We start from the raw sequence: 15,885 nt of genomic DNA, 5'->3' as shown, positions 1-15,885 counted from the left end.
AACCGGAAGGTCTCCGGATGATCGCCCAGTGGACCACCGCCCTGCGAGCCCGGTGACGGACGGTCAGGTCATAGCACGAATGGCGGGAGGCGCGAGGGTGCTCTGATTGGCCCGAATCCTTTTGCCGGGCCGGTGACTCTCATGGGAGCAGGGCCGCACCGACACGCGGTGCGGCCCTGCGGCCATGGATCCACGAGCACCGAGAGGCCCGTCATGAACCCTTCCTTCTCCACCCCCGCCGCCGAGCCGTCCCGCGGGGTGCTGCTGGTGCACGGCGCCTGGCACACCGGGCACGCCTGGGACGGCGTCGCCGCCGGGCTGCGGGCCCGCGGCGTTCCGGTGGCCGTCGCCGAGCTGCACCGCGGCTCGCTGGCGGGTGACGTCGCCGCTGCCGAGGCGGCACTTGACGGGCTCTCCGGGCACGGCCCCGCCGTCGTCTGCGGCCACTCCTACGGCGGGGCCGTGATCACCGGCCTCGCCCCGGACCGGATCGGCCACCTGGTGTACCTGGCCGCGATGATGCCCGATCAGGGCGAGACCGCCCTCGGGCTGTTGGCCGGCGCGCCGCCGACCGGTCTGGCGTCGGCCATGGTCGGCGACCGCGCCGGCACCACCACGATCGACCCGGAGGCGGCGGGCGCCCTCTTCCACGCCCTGCTGAGCGAGGAGGAGCGCGCCCGTCACACCGCCCGGCTGGTCCCCCAGGTGATGGCGGCCGGCCTCCAGCCGACCGGCCGCGCCGCCTGGCGCGAGCGGCCCAGCACCTACGTGCTGTGCTCCGAGGACCGGGCCGTGCACCCGGAGCTGCAGCGCCGCTTCGCCGCCCGCGCGACGCACACCGTCACATGGCGCAGCGACCACGGGGCCTTCGCCTCGCACCGGGAGGAGACCGTCGAGCTGCTCCACCGGCTGGCGACCGCGGACCGCCCGGCGCGGACGGGCGGGCAGGCGGGCGGCTGAGCTCCCGTCAGGAGGCCGGGACGGCGCGCTCCGGGGTGAGGTCGTTGCCGGCCGGGATGTGGCCGCAGTCGCTGGGGGCGGGGCGGTTGGCGAAGCGGTCGTTCATCCAGACGAAGGCGGTGGGGGCCCAGGCGACGGCGGCGCCGAGGTGGCTGAGCAGGTTGTACTGCTGGTAGGTGATCGCGCCGTTGCCGGTGGCGCAGTACTGGCGGGCGAGCGCGCGGACGTCGCCGGCGACCATGACGCCGTCGCCGGTGCCGATGCCGGCGGGGCTGGCGAAGGTGCCTTCCAGGACGCCGCCGTTGCCCTGGGCGATCTGGCCGGGGACGGTCGGGGTGGGGGCCGAGCCGAGGTTGACCCGGTTGACCGCGTCGACGAAGGCGGGCACCGAGTTGGGGTCGGCGTACTGCGGCTTGGCCATCTTCTTCCAGGTCAGTCCCGGGTAGTGGCCGACGGCGTCGATGATCGAGCCGTCCTCCAACTGCCGGTACACCGAGAGGCCGTAGTCGTTGAGGTAGGGCTTGAGGTCGATCCCGAAGGAGCGGGAGACACCGATCACCGCCATCGGGATGACACCGCTCCAGGCCAGCGAGCCGTCGACGTACTTGAGGTTGTGGGCCGGGGCCACCAGCAGGCCGCCCTCGGAGAAGCCGACCAGCTTGGCGTTGACGTCGGGCGCGTAGGACGGGGCCAGCGCGGCCGCCCAGTTGGTGGCGATGGCGCCGCCGGAGTAGCCGAGCAGGCCGAAGCGGGTGTCGGCGTTCATGCCGGTGGCCCCGGACCTGACGGCGGCGCGGATCGAGTCCAGGGTGTTGGTCCCGTACTCCGGGCCGGCCGCGAAGTCGGCGCTCTGCCCCTCGGTGTCCGGGATGACGATGTTGTAACCCTGCGTCAGGGCCGGGATCAGGAACAGCGATTCGGCGTTCGGGATCAGCCCGCCGAGGCTCAGGTCGCCGGCGATCGCGCGGGACGGGCTGTCGGCGGGGTCGAGCGAGTCGTAGAAGGACTGGTAGGAGACCGCCTTGGTGGAGTCACCGGTCAGGCTGCGCACGACGGTGGTGACGTTGGCGGCGGGGCGGCCCTGGGCGTCGGTGGTGCGGTAGAGCAGCTGGATCGCCCGCACCGGCGTGGGCAGGCCCACGAGGTGGTAGGTCAGGGTCCTGGTCTTCAGGACGGCGCCCGGCTCGAAGGAGGCCAGCGGCGCGCTGCCGTCGTAGGCGTAGAAGGAGTCAGCCGAGGCGGAGGCGGTGGCGGCCGAGGCGGGAACCGCGGTGGCCGCCAAGGGCGTTGCGGCCAGGGCGGCGGTGACGGCGACGGCGAGCAGCCGGGAGGTGTGCTTGCGCATGTGGGGTCCCCCGTGGGGTGGGTGGGTGTGAGGGTCCGGTGGACGGTGCGGTCGGGGTCCGCAGACGTCGGGTGGTACACCGGTGAACGTGTTACCAACGGGTAAGTGACGTCCCGGAAACATGATGGCGGCGGCACGGCGGAGTGTCCCCGGGCCGTGCACCAGAGATTCGCGAGGTGGTTTGTGACCGTGTCCAGCCCCGTGTCCGACCCGACGCCCCACGAGACGGTGCCACGGCTCGGCGGCACTCCCGTCCACGAACGGCTCCGGGCCGCCGCGGCGGCACTCGCACCGGCCGTGATGGCCCGGCTGGTCGAGCACCTGCCGGCGTACGAGGCCCTGCCCTCCGAGCAGCTGCGCGGCGAGATCACCCGTGAGGTCGACCGCGGCATCCGGGCGTTCACCGAGACCCTGCGCACCGGCGAGCTGCCCGGCGAGGCCGAACTCGCCCGGATCAGCGAGTCCTCGGCCCGGCGCGCGGACGAGGGCGTGCCGCTGGAGGCCGTGGTCGGGGCCTACCACTACGGCGCGCAGGAGTGCGCGGACCGGGTGCTCGCCGCCGCCGGGCCGGAGGACCTGCCGGACGTGCTGCTGGTCCAGCACCGGCTGCTCGACTACCTGCGGCTGGTGAGCTGCGCGGTGGCGGCCGGGTACGTGCAGGAGCGGCAGGCCGCGCTGGGCGACGAACAGGTCGCCCGGCAGGAGCTGCTGTCCAGGCTGCTGGAGGGCGGCGACCCGCAGGCGGCGGCCGACCGGGCGGGCCTGGCGCTGCCGGCCGGCTACCTGGTGCTCGGCATCACGGTGGGGCCCCACCCCGACGAGCTGCTGGCCGGCGTCAACCACGCGGTGGCCGGCCGCCGCAAGCTCCGCCGGCTGCGCCACGAACTGCAGCGCCGGACCGACGGCGAGCTGCTCTTCCGACTGTCCGGGAACAGCGGCCTGGTACTGATCCCCGACGCCGCGTCACCCGCCGGTCTCGACGGGCCGGCCCGCGAGCGGCTCGCCCGGCTGGTCGAGCAGCTCGGTCAGCGGTGCGGCGCCGAGCTGCTGGTGGCGGCGGCCACCGCGGCGCCCGACGGGGTCGCGGACGCGGCCCGGCTGGTGGGCGAGGTCCGGGCGGTGGCCGGGGCGTCCGGTCGCGGGCCGGGGCTCTACCTCCTCGACGACGTGCTGCTGGAGTACCAGTTGAGCCGCCCGAGCCCGGCCCGGGATCGGCTCGCCGCCCTGCTCGCTCCGCTGGCCGGGCGGCCCGACCTGCTCGACACCCTGCGCAGCTACCTCGCCTGCGGCCTCGACCGTCGCCGGGCCGCCGCCCGGCTCCTGGTCCACCCCAACACGGTCGACTACCGCCTGCGCCGGGCCGCCGAACTCACCGGCCTGGACGCCGCCCGAGGCGCCGACCAGCTCAGCCTGCGTGCCGCCCTGGCCGCCCAGGACGCTCAGCAGGCCCAGCAGGCCCAGCACACCCAGCACGCCCGGCACCCGATGGCCGCCCAGCACGCCCAGCACGCCCCGGACGCTCCGGACACCACGCGGCGCGCCCGGGAGGACACCGGCTGACCCGCCGTCAGGAGGGCAGCGGGGACGGGGCGGCGGCCCGCCCCAGGGTCACCACCCGGTCGAACCCCCCGTCGAGGTGCTCGTCCCCGTGGTGCACGACCACCAGGGAGCGCCCCGCGGTGCGCTCCCGCAGCACCCGCAGCACCAGCTCCCGGCCGGCCCCGTCGAGGTTGGCGAACGGCTCGTCGGCGAGGTACAGGTCCGCGTCCTCGCACAGCAGCGCGGCGATCGCCACCCGCTGCCGCTGTCCGGAGGAGAGCTCGGAGGGCAGCTGGCCGGCCAGGCCGTCCAGCCCCAGCCTCGCGCGCAGCGGTCCGTCGGCGACCAACTCCCGCACCGGCAGCGGCGGGAGGTTGACCGGGCTGGTCACGCTGGCGACCCGGGGCGGCAGGGTGACCGAGCCGGCGTCGGGGGCGAGGGTCCCGGCGAGGACGTGCAGCAGGGTGGTCTTGCCGCAGCCGTTGGGGCCCCGGAGCAGCACCTGCTCACCGGCGCCCAGCTCGAAGTCCTCGATCCGCACCTCGGAGCCGTCGGCGTACCCGACCCGGGCTCCGTGCACCGACGCCCGGGGGCCCTGCTCGTGGTACCGCACCGGCGGGGAGTCGCGAAGGGCCTGGACGCGCTGCAGGACGGCGCTGCTCCGGCGCACCTGCGGGATCGTGTTGACCAGGTCGAAGATCCCCGTGACGGCCCGCCAGAGCGAGTTCACGAAGGCGAGGAAGCTGCCGAAGGACATCCGGCCGGCGAAGACGAAGGAGGCTCCGACGATCATCGAGGCGGTGTCCGAGAGGTTCATCACCAGGTCGCTGAGGGTCCGCTGCCGTTGCGCCAGGCGGTAGTTGACGAAGGTGAGGTCGAGGTGTCCGCGCAGCGCCTCCCGGTTAACCCGGCGGGTGCCGGGCAGCAGCGAGCGCAGGCCGCGCAGCGCGTGGAAGGCCTCCAGTGTCCGGGTCAGCGTGTTGAGGTACCGGGCCTCCGCCTCGCGCTCGGCGTCGGTGTTGTCCTCGATCCGCCGGGCCAGCCGGTTGCTGACCAGCACCAGTGGCGGCACGATCACCAGCAGCAGCAGGCTGGCCTGCCAGGAGAGGTACAGCAGCACGCCGAGGAAGGCGGCCGAGGCGACGGCCTGCCGGGCGATCCGCAGGCAGACGTCGAGGGCCGGCAGGACGCCCTCGTGGACGTCCTGGTGGATCCGGGCGGTGTACGAGGCGTTCCCGGCCTCCGCCACCGCGCGGCCGTCCAGCCCGAGCGTGCGCTCCAGCAGCTCCGACTCCAGGCTCAGCACGAGGGAGTTCTCGAACCGCTTGCGCCCCCAGGAGATGCCGTAGGCCGCGGAGTTGAGGCCCAGGCCGAGCAGCAGGTAGCCGAGGCCCAGCAGCAGGAAGCCGTGGAAGTCCGCGGCGCCGGTCGCCCGGTCGAACAGCGCCCTGAGCATCAGCGGGTGCAGCAGCGCCTCGGCGCCGCCGGTGCCCGCCTCGGCGGCGAGCAGCAGCACGAACGGGGAGCGCCGCCCCCGCAGGACCTGCCAGAGCCGCTTCACCGCGCCACCTCGTCCAGCAGGAAGTCGGCGGTGCCGCCGCTGTTCACCCGGTGCAGCACCCGCAGCACGCCGGCCGAGCCGGTCAGGTAGTCGCAGGCGCAGCGCAGCAGCCCCTCGCCGGGGACGCCCAGCAGCGCCGCCCCGTCCTGACGGGGCGTCACGAAGCGTTCGGCGGGCTCGAACAGGAAGACCTTCCGGACGAAGTCCAGCTGGCGCAGCGCGGTGTCGCGGTACGCGCGGTCACCGGTGAACTCGGCGGCGTCCAGCAGCGCGTCGGCCATCCCGGTGATCCCGAAGGCGTACCCGGGCAGCACCGACTGGGTGATGTCCAGCCCCCGCAGCACCGCCCGGGCATCGTCCAGGCAGCCGTAGCGCAGCAGCACCTGGGCCACGCCCGCCGAGCCGACCTCGACGTAGGGCTCCATCGTCCCCTGGTGCCGGAACATGATCCGGCCCTGGTCGTCCAGCGGCTCGGCGTGGGCCATCTCCCAGGCCAGCGCCTCCCGCCCGAGCGTCAGGTACCGCTGCTCACCGGTGACCTGGTGCATCCTCAGCAGGAACAGCGCCACCCCGGCCTGGCCGAAGCCCAGCCCGGTGAGCGGCTCCTCGGTGGCGTACGCGTTCAGCCAGTGGGCCCGGCCGCCCTCCCGGTGCGCGGTGGCGGCCAGCGCGGCGGCGCACTCGCGCGCGGCGGCCAGGTGCTCCGGGTCGCGGTCGCGCAGGAAGAACCGGAGGTTGGTCGTCCCGAGCCCGGCGAGGCCGTAGTAGAAGGTGTAGTCGTCGCCCTGGTCCGCCCGGCGGTTGGCCACGGCCAGCAACTCGCGGGCCGGTGACCGGAGTCCGAGCGAGTCGGCGGCCCAGGCGATCCCGGCCAGGCCGCTCATCAGGCCGTTCGGGTACTCCGCCGGGTCGGCCTCGGCGAGTGCGTCGCGCAGCCAGTGGCGCCACTGCGGCCGGAGCGGGACGCCGGAGGCGTTCAGCGCCCACAGCACACCGCTCGCCCCGAAGCCCAGGCTCAGCGGGTTGGTGAGGTGGGCGAACGGGTCGACCGGGAAGAGCGTGCTGCGCCCGGGGTCGGCGGCGGCCCGGACGAAGGCGGCCACCCCGTCCTCGGCCCGGGCCAGCCCGAGCTCCTCCTCGACCACGGGCGGCCGGGGCGCGGGGCGGACCTGGCCGAGCAGTCCGTCCTCGTCCGCCAGGCGCTCCAGCGCCTGGTCCAGGGTGATCCGGGCCCCCGCCAGGTCGGTGAGCAGCCGGTGGATCCGCTCGGGCCAGCCCAGGGCGTCGACGAAGACCCGGTAGACCTCCAGGACGTCCTCGCGCAGGTAGGACATCGCCATGACCGGGAAGACGAAGTACGCCATGGTGGTGGCCAGCGCGTACAGGTCGCCCTCGGTCCCGAAGGCCTGGTAGCGGCCCCGGGAGAGGCTGAACCCGGGGGTGAACAGCTCGACCGGCTTCTCCAGCCCGGCCTCGGCCGCCCCTCCCGCGCCCCCGGCCAGCCGGCAGGCCTCCAGGTCGACCACGGTCACGGCGTAGGTCTCCGGGTCCACCAGCAGGTTGGCGGCGGTGAGGTCGCCGAGGATCACCTGCCGCTCGTGGGCGGCCCGGACCGCCTGCGCGAGCCCGCGGAAGACGGTGAGCCAGATCCGCAGGAACGCGCGGGAGGCTTCGACGTCGGCCCCCGGCCGGGCGAGCGGATTGTGCTCCAGCAGCACCGCGCGGATGTCGGTGCCCTCGACGAACTCCTCGGCGAGGTAGTGGTGTTCCCAGTGCCGGAAGGTGGTGACCGGGGCCGGGAACGACCCGGTGCCGGCCAGCCGGTTGAGGAAGGTCCACTCGCGGGCGAGGATGTCCCGGGCGTCGTGGTCCTGGCGCGGGTTGAGGTTGGTGTGCGGGCGGGCCTCCTTGAGCACCACCGGCCGGTCGCCGTCGGCGGTGTCCTCGGCCCGGTAGACCCCGCCGCTGTTGGAGAACTGGAGCGCCTCGGTCACCCGGAACCGGCCGCCGAGCAGCTCGCTCCCCGCCTCCTCGCCCTCGGGCTCCCCGTCGGCGAACGGCCAGGGGACCCACGGCGGCCGGGCCCGGCCGGGCTGGCGCTCGTCCGGGACGGTGCCGTCCGGCCCGAGCACGTTCGGCACCTTGCGGCCGAGGGCGTCGACGGTGTGGGTGTCGAGGAACTGGCCGTAGCGGAAGTAGAGCGCGTGACTGTCCCGGTACCGCAGGTCCGAGAGCACGTAGGCGCCCTCGACGCCCTTCAGCAGCCGGGCCAGACCGTCCAGGCAGGACCGGAACGCGGCCTCGTCGCGCGGGTAGACGGTGACCAGCTTCCCGCTGCTGCCGCGGGCCATCGCCTTGGAGTTGAGCATCTCGTGGACGTTGAGGTCCAGCGCGATCTTGAAGTCCACCTCATGCTCCGTCAGGTAGCCGATCACCGCGGCGGCGGTCTCCCGGACCTGGTGCAGGCCGGCCGACACGTGGATCTTCCAGCCCTGCGCCGGGAGGTCCCGGTCGTGGCGGTGGCTCCACCAGAGGCCGCTGCGGACGAACCGGGCCCGCACCCGCTCGTCGAGCCCGGCCAGGAAGTGGTCGTCCCTCGGCCGGTAGTGGACGTCGAGCGGGTCGAAGAACAGCGTGTCGTTCCAGGCGAACAGGAACCGGTCGACCCAGCGTTCGTCGCGCATGTCAGCCTCTCTGGTCGTGCGGGGGTGCCGCCGACAGCGGCCGGTACGTGGGCGGGGGCCCGTGCGGGGGCGCGTCGCGCCCCCGCACGGAGGTCACCGGGTCAGCCGCAGCAGATGCTGCTGCTGCTCGTGATGGAGAGCACGGGCGCCTTGGCGGCGGTGGTGCGCGGCTGCAGGTTCTGGAGCTTCAGGACGCTCATCCTGGTCACTTCCCTCGTGGTCGGGTACGCGGAGCGCGCACCGGCTGGTGGTGGTGTGCCGTCCCCCTCGGGGCCGGCACCACGAAGGCTGCCGTTCCGGGCGTCCCGGACTCCATGGGCCCGCCGTCCCGTTCTCCTGGGCGCACGCGGCCCGGGCGCTCGTTGACCCGGCGTCAATCCGACGACAAGCCGCCGCACCTACCCTCGGCGGATGCCAAGCGGAAGAGCACGTACCAGGACCGGCGCCGGGGTGGTCCTCCTGCTGTCCTGGGGATCCGGTCTGTGGTCCGTCGTCCTGATGGCGACGGCCGAGGTGCCCTGGACCTCGGACCGGTGGTACTGCGTGGTCGACACCACCGACGCACTGGTCTACGGACTGGTCGCCGCCGTGGTCCTCAACCGCCGTGCGAACGCGGCGGGTTGGCTGGTCGCGCTGACCGCCGTCGGCGGCGGCACCGCTGCGGTCACCGCCGGGCTGGCGGTCCGGCTCGGCGTGCACGAGCCGCTGCCGGGCTGGGCCGTGCTGCAGGCCACCGCCTGGGTGCCGGGCACCCTCGCCCTGGCCACCGTGGTGCCCTACCTGGTCTCCGCCCGGCGCCCGGTGCCACCGGCCGTCCGCGCCGCGCTCGCCGCCGGGGTCGCCGTGACGGCCGCCCTGCTGGCCGTCCGGCTGGCCAACCCCGGCGCGCGGCTCGCCGAACCGGTGCTCCGGGGACTGATGGCCGCCGTGCTGGTGCTGGGCCTGACGGCCGCGGGCCACGCCGCGTACCGCCGCTACCGGGACCCGTCGGCCCGCGGTCTCGGCTGGCTGGCCATCGGCACCGCGCTCATCTCGCTGGCCTTCCTGCCGCTCGCGGTGGGCAGCGACGGCGACGGCCTGCTGCTCGGGCTCTTCACCCCGCTCACCCACCTGGCCTCGCAGGCCTTCTTCCCGGCCGCCGTGCTGGTCGCCGTGCTGCGCCAACGGCTCTGGGGCATCGACCTGGCGGTCAGCCGCACCCTGGTCTGGTCCCTGCTCACCGGGCTGCTGGTGACCGGGTACGTCGCGCTGGCGGCCCTGCTCGGCGTGCTGCTGCCGACCGCCGGACCGGTCGGCCCGACGCTCGCCACCGCGGTCACCGCCGCCGGGTTCCAGCCCGCCCGGACCTGGTTGCAGCGGCGGGTGGACCGGCTGGTGCACGGGGAGGAGGCGGCCCCCGTGCTGAGCCGGGTCGGGCGCCACCTGGGCAGCGCGGCCACGCCCGAGGAGACGCTGGCCGGCATCGCCCGCAGCGTGGCGGCCGCGTTCAACCTGGGTTCGGCGGGCATCCTCGACCCCGAGGGGCGGCCGCTGGCCACCGAGGGCGGCCCGGCCGACCCCCGGGACGACCGCCTCGCGGTGCCGCTGACCGTGCGTCAGCGGACGGCGGGCACCCTGCTGGTGACCTCCCGGCCCGGCGAACGCTTCGACCGCCGCACCCGGGCCGCCCTGGACGAGGTGGCCCCGGTCGTCGCGACCGCGGTCCACCTGGCGGCCGTCACCCGGGCGCTGCGCGAGTCGCGCGGTCGGCTGGCCGCCGCCCGGGACGACGAACGGCGGGTCCTGCGCCGGGAGTTGCACGACCAGCTGGGCCCGGCCCTGGCCGGCATCGGCCTCGGGGTGGCCGCCGCCCGCAACCTGCTGCCGGAGGGCGCGGAGCGGGCCGACGCCCTGCTGGGCGCGCTGCGGCTGGAGGTGGACGCGCGGGTCGAGGAGGTCCGCCAGCTGGCCCGCGGCCTGGTGCCGCCGGTGCTGACCGAACTCGGCCTGGTCCCGGCGCTGCGCGAGCTGGTGATGCGCTACGAGGCGGACGGCCTGGCGGTGTCGGTGCGCGAGCAGGACGTCCCCGAGGTCCGGCCCGCGGTGGCCGGGGCGGTGTACGCGATCGTCGCGGAGGCCGTGCTCAACGTCGCCCGGCACGCGGCCGCGCGCAGCTGCGTGGTCTCGCTGCGCGGCGGCGTGGTCGAGCCGCGCGGCGGCGGGCTGCTGACCGTCTCGGTCGAGGACGACGGCCTCGGCATCGCGGCCGGCGCCCGGCCGGGCGTCGGCACCCAGTCGCTGCGCGAACGCGCCGAGGAGATCGGCGGCACCGTGGAGTGGCACCCGGGCGGGGCCGGGACCGGCACCCGCCTCGTCCTGTCCGTCCCCGTCGAGGAGGCCGCCCGGCATGCTGACTGACGACTGGTCACCGACCCCGGCACCACTGTCCGTCCTGGTGGTCGACGACCACCCGGTCTTCCGGATGGGGATGACGGCGCTGCTCGACTCGCTCCCCGGGCTGACCGTGGTGGGCACCGCCGACACGCTGGAGCGCGCCGTCGCGGCGGCCGAGGCGCACCGGCCCGACGTCGTGGTGATGGACCTCGACCTGGGCACCGCCACCGGCTCCGGGATCCACGCCACCCGCGAGATCCTGCGGTCCCGGCCCGACACCGCCGTCCTGGTGGTCACCATGCTCGACGACGACGACTCGGTGTTCGCCGCCATGCGGGCCGGCGCCCGCGGCTACCTGCTCAAGGGCGCCGCCCCGGAGGAGATCGAGCGCGCCGTCCGGACGGTCGCGGGCGCCGGCGTGGTGCTCGGCCCGGCGGTGGCGACCCGGGCCCTGGCGTACCTGACGGGCGGTCACACCACGGGCCCCGGCGCCGCGCTGCCCGGCCTGACGGCCCGGGAGCGGGAGGTACTGGACCTGGTGGCCCGCGGTCTGGACAACGCGACCATCTCCCGACGCCTGGTGGTCAGCCCGAAGACGGTCCGCAACCACCTCGCGAACATCCTGGTCAAGCTCCAGGCCGCCAGCCGCGCCGAGGCGATCGTCCGCGCCCGGGAGGCGGGGCTGGGCGGCCCGTGAGGGGGTTGACGGCCCGGGAGGCCGGCTACCGCTCCGGGTTCATGGCAGGTCGTTCGGTTCGTCCGGGTCGCTCGTGCGGCCCTCGGCGTCCCGGCGGTCCAGGGCCTCCGCCGTCGCGGGGTACTTGGCGCGGAGCCGGTCCCGGAGCGACCCGGCGGGCTCGTCGGCCGCGGATCCCGCGTCGGGCACCACCTCCGGGCCGGGGACCACCGCTCCGGGTTCGCGCAGCCGCGTCAGCTCCGCCTCCAGCTCGGCGACCCGGGCCTCGAGTCGCCGCACCTCCCGGGCGGCGTCCTTCTGCCCCTCCAGGTTGCGCCTCGCGACCTGGCTGAGGGTGTCCACCCGGTCCGCGAAGGCGTCGCGTTCGGCCGCGATCGACTGCACCACCTGCCCGGCGACGACCGCGGCGATCCAGTCGGCCCACTGGTTGATGAGCTCGGTGCCCGGCCTGCCGGTCAGGTGGGCGTCCTGCAGGCCGTCGAGCATGGCCGGGCGGATGACCTCGGCGATGCGCTGCTGCGGGCCGGGCTGCTCGGTCACAGCTGCTCCTCGATCACGGTTCGGACGGCTCTGCCGACCGCTCCGGTACGGATGCCGTCGGTGAACCGATCTTCCCACGCCCCGGCCGTCCGATCGACGCGGGCGAGGCCGGCGGCCCACGTCCCGCGCCGAACGGATCCGCGCATCAGTGCACCCGGCGCGCGTGCAGGGTGTGGTGACGGGCGATCAGGTCGCGGTACCAGGCGTAGGAGGCGCGGGGGGTGCGCTTCTGGGAGTCGAAGTCGACGTGCACCAGGCCGAAGCGCTGGTGGTAGCCCTCGGCCCATTCGAAGTTGTCGAGCAGGGACCAGGTGAAGTAGCCGCGGACGTCGACGCCTTCGGCGGCGGCGGCCGCGAGGGCGTCGAGGTGGGTGGAGAGGTACGAGATGCGGTCCTGGTCGTCGAGGTCCTCGGGGTAGGAGCAGCCGTTCTCGGTGATGGTGACCGGGGGCAGGGCGGCGCCGTAGCGCCCGCGCAGGCCGACCAGGAGTTCGCGCAGGCCGTCGGGGACCACCGGCCAGCCGAAGGCGGTGCGCGGGACGCCCTCGATCGGGGCGTCGGCGAACGGGAGGCCGGGGTCGGCGGGAGCGGTGATCAGGGTCGGGTTGTAGTAGTTGACGCCCAGTCCGTCCAGCGGGGCGGCGATCAGTTCGAGGTCGCCGTCGCGGACCGCTCCGCCGAGGTCGGCGGACACGCCGAAGGCCGAGAGGTCGGGGTAACTCCCTAGCAGGACAGGGTCGTTGAAGAGCCGGTTGTGCAGGGTGTCATAGGCCTCGGCGGCCGCCAGGTCCTCCGCCGAGCCGGAGGCGGGACGGACGGGGGTGAGGTTGTTGGTGATCAGCACCGCCCCGCCCCGGGCCCGGAGTTCGGCGGCGGCCAGCCCGTGGCCGAGGAGCTGGTGGTGGGCCACCGGCAGGGCGTCCAGCAGGAGGGCCCGCCCCGGGGCGTGGTTGCCGAGGGCGTAGCCGTAGACCATGTGCACGAAGGGTTCGTTGAGGGTGATCCAGCTGCGCACCCGGTCGCCGAGACGGTCGGCGACCACGGCGGCGTACTCGGCGAAGCGGTACGCGGTGTCCCGCTCCAGCCAGCCGCCGCCGTCCTCCAGGGCCTGCGGCAGGTCCCAGTGGAAGAGGGTGGGCAGCGGCTCGATCCCGGCGTCCAGCAGCGCGTCGACCAGCCGGTCGTAGAACGCCAGCCCGGCGCCGTTCACCGCCCCCTGGCCGGTGGGCTGGACGCGCGGCCAGGCGATGGAGAAGCGGTACGCGTCCACCCCGAGCCCGCGCATCAGCGCGACGTCCTCGGGCCAGCGGTGGTAGTGGTCGCAGGCGGTGTCGCCGGTGTGGCCGTCCCGGACGGTGCCCTCGCGCGCGGTGAAGGTGTCCCAGATCGACGGCCCCCGGCCGTCCTCCCGGGCGGCGCCCTCGATCTGGTAGGCGGCGGTGGCCACGCCCCAGCGGAAACCGGGGGGCAGGTCGTGACGGTCCGTCATGGGATTCCTTCCGCAGGACGAGCATGGTTCCGAAAACGCGAGGGGTGCTCATGTTAGGGAGATCCACCCGCCGAGGGCCAGAGCCGGGCACGGCCGATCCACCGGTGCCGCCGGGTCGGCCCGCCTACGGCCACGATGACCCCGACGGCTCAGACGGCCCCGACGGCGCCGGCCCGGGCGCGAGCAGCGCGTCGAGGTGCGCGGCGGAGCCCTCCCAGGCCCACGCCCGCTCGGCCCAGGCCCGGCCCTCGCGGCCCATCGCGGCGCCCTCCGGCGTGCGCAGCAACCGGATGACCGCCAGGGCGACGGCAGCCACGTCCCGGCCGTCGATGACCAGACCGGTGAAGCCGTCGAGCACCGCGTCCGGGGCCCCGCCGGAGTCCCCCGCGACCACCGGCAGGCCGCTGGCGGCGGCCTCCAGGTAGACGATGCCCAGCCCCTCCGCCTCCAGCCCGGCCCGGCGGGTGCGGCAGGGCAGCGCGAAGACGTCGGCCGCCGCGTAGTAGGCGGGGGTCTCCGCGTGGCCGCGTCCGCCGGCGAAGACCACCGAGCCCTCGGGCAGCCCGGCGGCCAGCCCGCGCAGCCGCCGCTCGTCCGGCCCCTGACCGACGATCAGCAGGACGGCCTCCGGCACCGCACGGCGGATCAGCGGCAGCGCGCGGATCAGCACGTCCTGCCCCTTCCGGGGCACCAGCCGGGCCACGCACAGCACCACCGGGCGGCCGTGCAGCCGGTGCCGGTCGCGGACCGCCCGGCCCAGGTCCGCCGTCGCCCCCGGGCGGAACACCTCCGCGTCCACGCCGGGCACCAGTCGGCTGAGCCGGGCGCGCGGGCCCAGCGCCGGGCCGATCCGGGCCCGGGTGTACTCGCCGAGGTGGGTGACCACGTCGGCGCTCTCCCCCACCCGGCGCAGCAGCCTGCGCGCGCCGGGCACCCGGGCCCACCAGATCTCGTGGCCGTGGGTGGTGGCCACGATCCGTTCGACGCCCGCCTCGCGCAGCGCGGGGGCCATCGCGGCGAGCGGGGCCGCCGCGCCGAACCACACCCGGTCGCAGCCGTGTTCGCGAACCAGTCGGACGGCGCGGTCGGTGACCCGTCGGGTGGGGAGCAGGGTACGGGCGCGGGCGCGGACCACCGGGAACGGCAGGGTGGCGTCGAAGTCGGCGGCGCCCGGCTCGGCCGAGGTGTAGACGACCACGTCGTGACCCGGGAGCCGGGTGGCCATGGCGTGCACGAAGGTCTCGATGCCGCCCTGGCGGGGCGGGAAGTCGTTGGTGATGACGAGGGTGGTGCCCACGGTGGTGACCTCTCGGGGTTTCTGCGGTGGCTGACGGGGACTCAGGAGGCGAGCGGGCGGGCCCGCAGAGCCGGGCCGGCCGAAGCGACGGGCGCGGCCGAGGCGACGGGCGCGGCGGTGGGCGCGGAGCTGTCCGCCGGAGCGGCGAGCCGGGCCCAGAGCGCGAGCAGCAGCGGCAGCGCGAGGTAGCCGAACCGGCCGGCCGGCGCGAGCAGGAAGGCGACGGTCAGTCCGAGCGCGAGCCGGTCCGCGGCGGCGAGCAGCGTCCGGGGCGGGCGCACCAGGAGCGAGGCCGCGACCACGGCCGCTCCGGCGCACAGCAGCAGGGCGGCGGTGTACTGGCCGACCGGCCCGAGCTCGGCCAGCAGCCGTCCGGGCAAGGGGCTAGCGGCCGGGGTCGGGACGGCGCCCCGGCCGGTGGGGAAGAGCAGCACCTGCTCGACCAGCCGGCCGGGCACGGCCACCAGGGCGGGCAGCACCAGCACCGAGGTCCCGGCCGCCCACGCCGCCAGGCACCGCGCGGCGGGACGCCGCCCTCCGCCGGACGCCCGACCCGAAGACCGATCCGCCGACCGATCCGCCGCCTGACCAACCGTCAGCAGGGCGGCCGCCACCGCGACGGCGGGCAGCGCGGTCCACTTGAGCGAGCAGGCGGCGGCCAGCACCAGCCCGGTGGCGACCGGCCGCCGCCGGGCCGCGAGGGCGAGCGCGAGGACGAGCAGCCCGGTGAGCGGCAGGTCCACGCCGCTCACGCAGAGCGGGAGCGCCACCGGCGGGGAGGCCACCAGGTGCCCGACCACCCGCCCGGCTTCGGCCCCCGCCCCCGCCGGCCGGCCGCCGCGCCGCACCAGGGCCGACGCGCAGACGAGGCAGAACACGAACGCGGCGGCGCACCACAGCCGGGGGTCCCCGAGCACCGGGAGCACGCCCGGACCGTCGCCGAGCAGCCGGGCGGGCAGTCCGAACAGCGCCATGCCGGGCAGGTAGGGGTTGTAGTCGTCCACCCCCTGCGGTTCGGCCAGGTACGGGGTCCCGGTGCGCAGCAGGACCTCGGCGGAGCGTGCGACCACCCCGACCTCGCTCTGTGCCTGACCGTTCGTCAGCAGCACCACGAGCGGCAGCAGGACACTCCCCGCCAGGGCCGCCGGCAGCGCCGCGGCCCGGCCGCGCGACCGTCCCGCGAGGGCGGCGGCCGCCAGGTAGCCGACGGCGGCGCAGCCGCCCCAGACCCGGTGCGGCGTCAGCCCGGACAGCGCGGCGAGCGCCACCGCGTAGCCGGCGGCGGCGAGCCACCAGGCAGTCCCAACTCCTCGGTCCGGCAAGGTGATCGATGGTGTGAACAGTCGTTTCGGCACGGCTCCATTCCAGCCGCGCGCCCCCTCCCCGTCAGGGGGTCTGGG

Annotated in this window: 12 protein-coding genes; 4 read left to right on the top strand and 8 right to left on the bottom strand. The window is 75.5% G+C overall.

Translation table 11 applies throughout. The features are described 5' to 3' along the window. The first annotated feature begins 213 nt into the window (after positions 1 to 213). Complete coding sequence (locus tag ACWCYY_RS05740) at positions 214 to 960, top strand: alpha/beta hydrolase (protein WP_449795222.1); 747 nt, start codon at positions 214 to 216, stop codon at positions 958 to 960. Between the two features lie 7 nt (positions 961 to 967). Here ACWCYY_RS05740 and ACWCYY_RS05735 read toward each other — a convergent pair whose 3' ends face one another. Further along, positions 968 to 2,305: a lipase family protein gene (locus ACWCYY_RS05735; RefSeq protein WP_449795221.1), complete on the bottom strand. Its 1,338-nt coding sequence runs from the start codon at positions 2,303 to 2,305 to the stop codon at positions 968 to 970. 189 nt (positions 2,306 to 2,494) lie between these two features. Between ACWCYY_RS05735 and ACWCYY_RS05730 the strand changes: the two genes are divergently transcribed. After that, on the top strand, positions 2,495 to 3,865 hold the full coding sequence (locus ACWCYY_RS05730; RefSeq protein ID WP_380148519.1) for a PucR family transcriptional regulator: 1,371 nt from the start codon (positions 2,495 to 2,497) through the stop codon (positions 3,863 to 3,865). A gap of 7 nt (positions 3,866 to 3,872) precedes the next feature. Here the strand turns inward: ACWCYY_RS05730 and ACWCYY_RS05725 are convergent, their stop codons facing one another. The 3 genes from ACWCYY_RS05725 to ACWCYY_RS05715 all read right to left on the bottom strand — a co-directional run bounded on the left by ACWCYY_RS05725 (position 3,873) and on the right by ACWCYY_RS05715 (position 8,289). Further along, positions 3,873 to 5,405, bottom strand: a complete 1,533-nt coding sequence (locus ACWCYY_RS05725) for an ATP-binding cassette domain-containing protein (protein ID WP_449795220.1) — start codon at positions 5,403 to 5,405, stop codon at positions 3,873 to 3,875. Beyond that, positions 5,402 to 8,089: a class III lanthionine synthetase LanKC gene (lanKC, locus tag ACWCYY_RS05720; protein WP_449795219.1), complete on the bottom strand. Its 2,688-nt coding sequence runs from the start codon at positions 8,087 to 8,089 to the stop codon at positions 5,402 to 5,404. Before lanKC ends, ACWCYY_RS05725 begins: the two co-directional genes overlap by 4 nt. A 101-nt stretch (positions 8,090 to 8,190) precedes the next feature. Further along, positions 8,191 to 8,289: a class III lanthipeptide gene (locus ACWCYY_RS05715; RefSeq protein WP_345287441.1), complete on the bottom strand. Its 99-nt coding sequence runs from the start codon at positions 8,287 to 8,289 to the stop codon at positions 8,191 to 8,193. A gap of 211 nt (positions 8,290 to 8,500) precedes the next feature. On the opposite strand from ACWCYY_RS05715, the gene ACWCYY_RS05710 reads away from it, so the two are divergent. After that, positions 8,501 to 10,486 carry a histidine kinase gene (locus ACWCYY_RS05710; protein WP_449795218.1) on the top strand — a complete coding sequence of 662 codons (1,986 nt, stop codon included), beginning with the start codon at positions 8,501 to 8,503 and terminating at the stop codon, positions 10,484 to 10,486. Beyond that, positions 10,476 to 11,159 carry a response regulator gene (locus ACWCYY_RS05705; protein WP_380148512.1) on the top strand — a complete coding sequence of 228 codons (684 nt, stop codon included), beginning with the start codon at positions 10,476 to 10,478 and terminating at the stop codon, positions 11,157 to 11,159. The genes ACWCYY_RS05710 and ACWCYY_RS05705 overlap by 11 nt, the downstream gene beginning before the upstream one ends. 39 nt (positions 11,160 to 11,198) lie before the next feature. Here the strand turns inward: ACWCYY_RS05705 and ACWCYY_RS05700 are convergent, their stop codons facing one another. From ACWCYY_RS05700 to ACWCYY_RS05685, 4 genes are all read right to left on the bottom strand, one after another. Further along, on the bottom strand, positions 11,199 to 11,699 hold the full coding sequence (locus tag ACWCYY_RS05700) for a hypothetical protein (protein ID WP_380148510.1): 501 nt from the start codon (positions 11,697 to 11,699) through the stop codon (positions 11,199 to 11,201). A 145-nt stretch (positions 11,700 to 11,844) separates the two neighbouring features. Further along, positions 11,845 to 13,188: a GH1 family beta-glucosidase gene (locus tag ACWCYY_RS05695; RefSeq protein WP_449795217.1), complete on the bottom strand. Its 1,344-nt coding sequence runs from the start codon at positions 13,186 to 13,188 to the stop codon at positions 11,845 to 11,847. Positions 13,189 to 13,312: 124 nt separating this feature from the next. After that, positions 13,313 to 14,485, bottom strand: a complete 1,173-nt coding sequence (locus tag ACWCYY_RS05690; protein ID WP_449795216.1) for a glycosyltransferase family 4 protein — start codon at positions 14,483 to 14,485, stop codon at positions 13,313 to 13,315. A gap of 41 nt (positions 14,486 to 14,526) precedes the next feature. Beyond that, complete coding sequence (locus tag ACWCYY_RS05685) at positions 14,527 to 15,807, bottom strand: glycosyltransferase 87 family protein (RefSeq protein WP_449795215.1); 1,281 nt, start codon at positions 15,805 to 15,807, stop codon at positions 14,527 to 14,529. Between the last annotated feature and the right edge of the window lie 78 nt (positions 15,808 to 15,885).

Source organism: Kitasatospora sp. NPDC001664, assembly GCF_053596675.1.
Note: the sequence above shows the minus strand (reverse complement) of the source record. Positions and strands in the feature narration are given on the sequence as shown.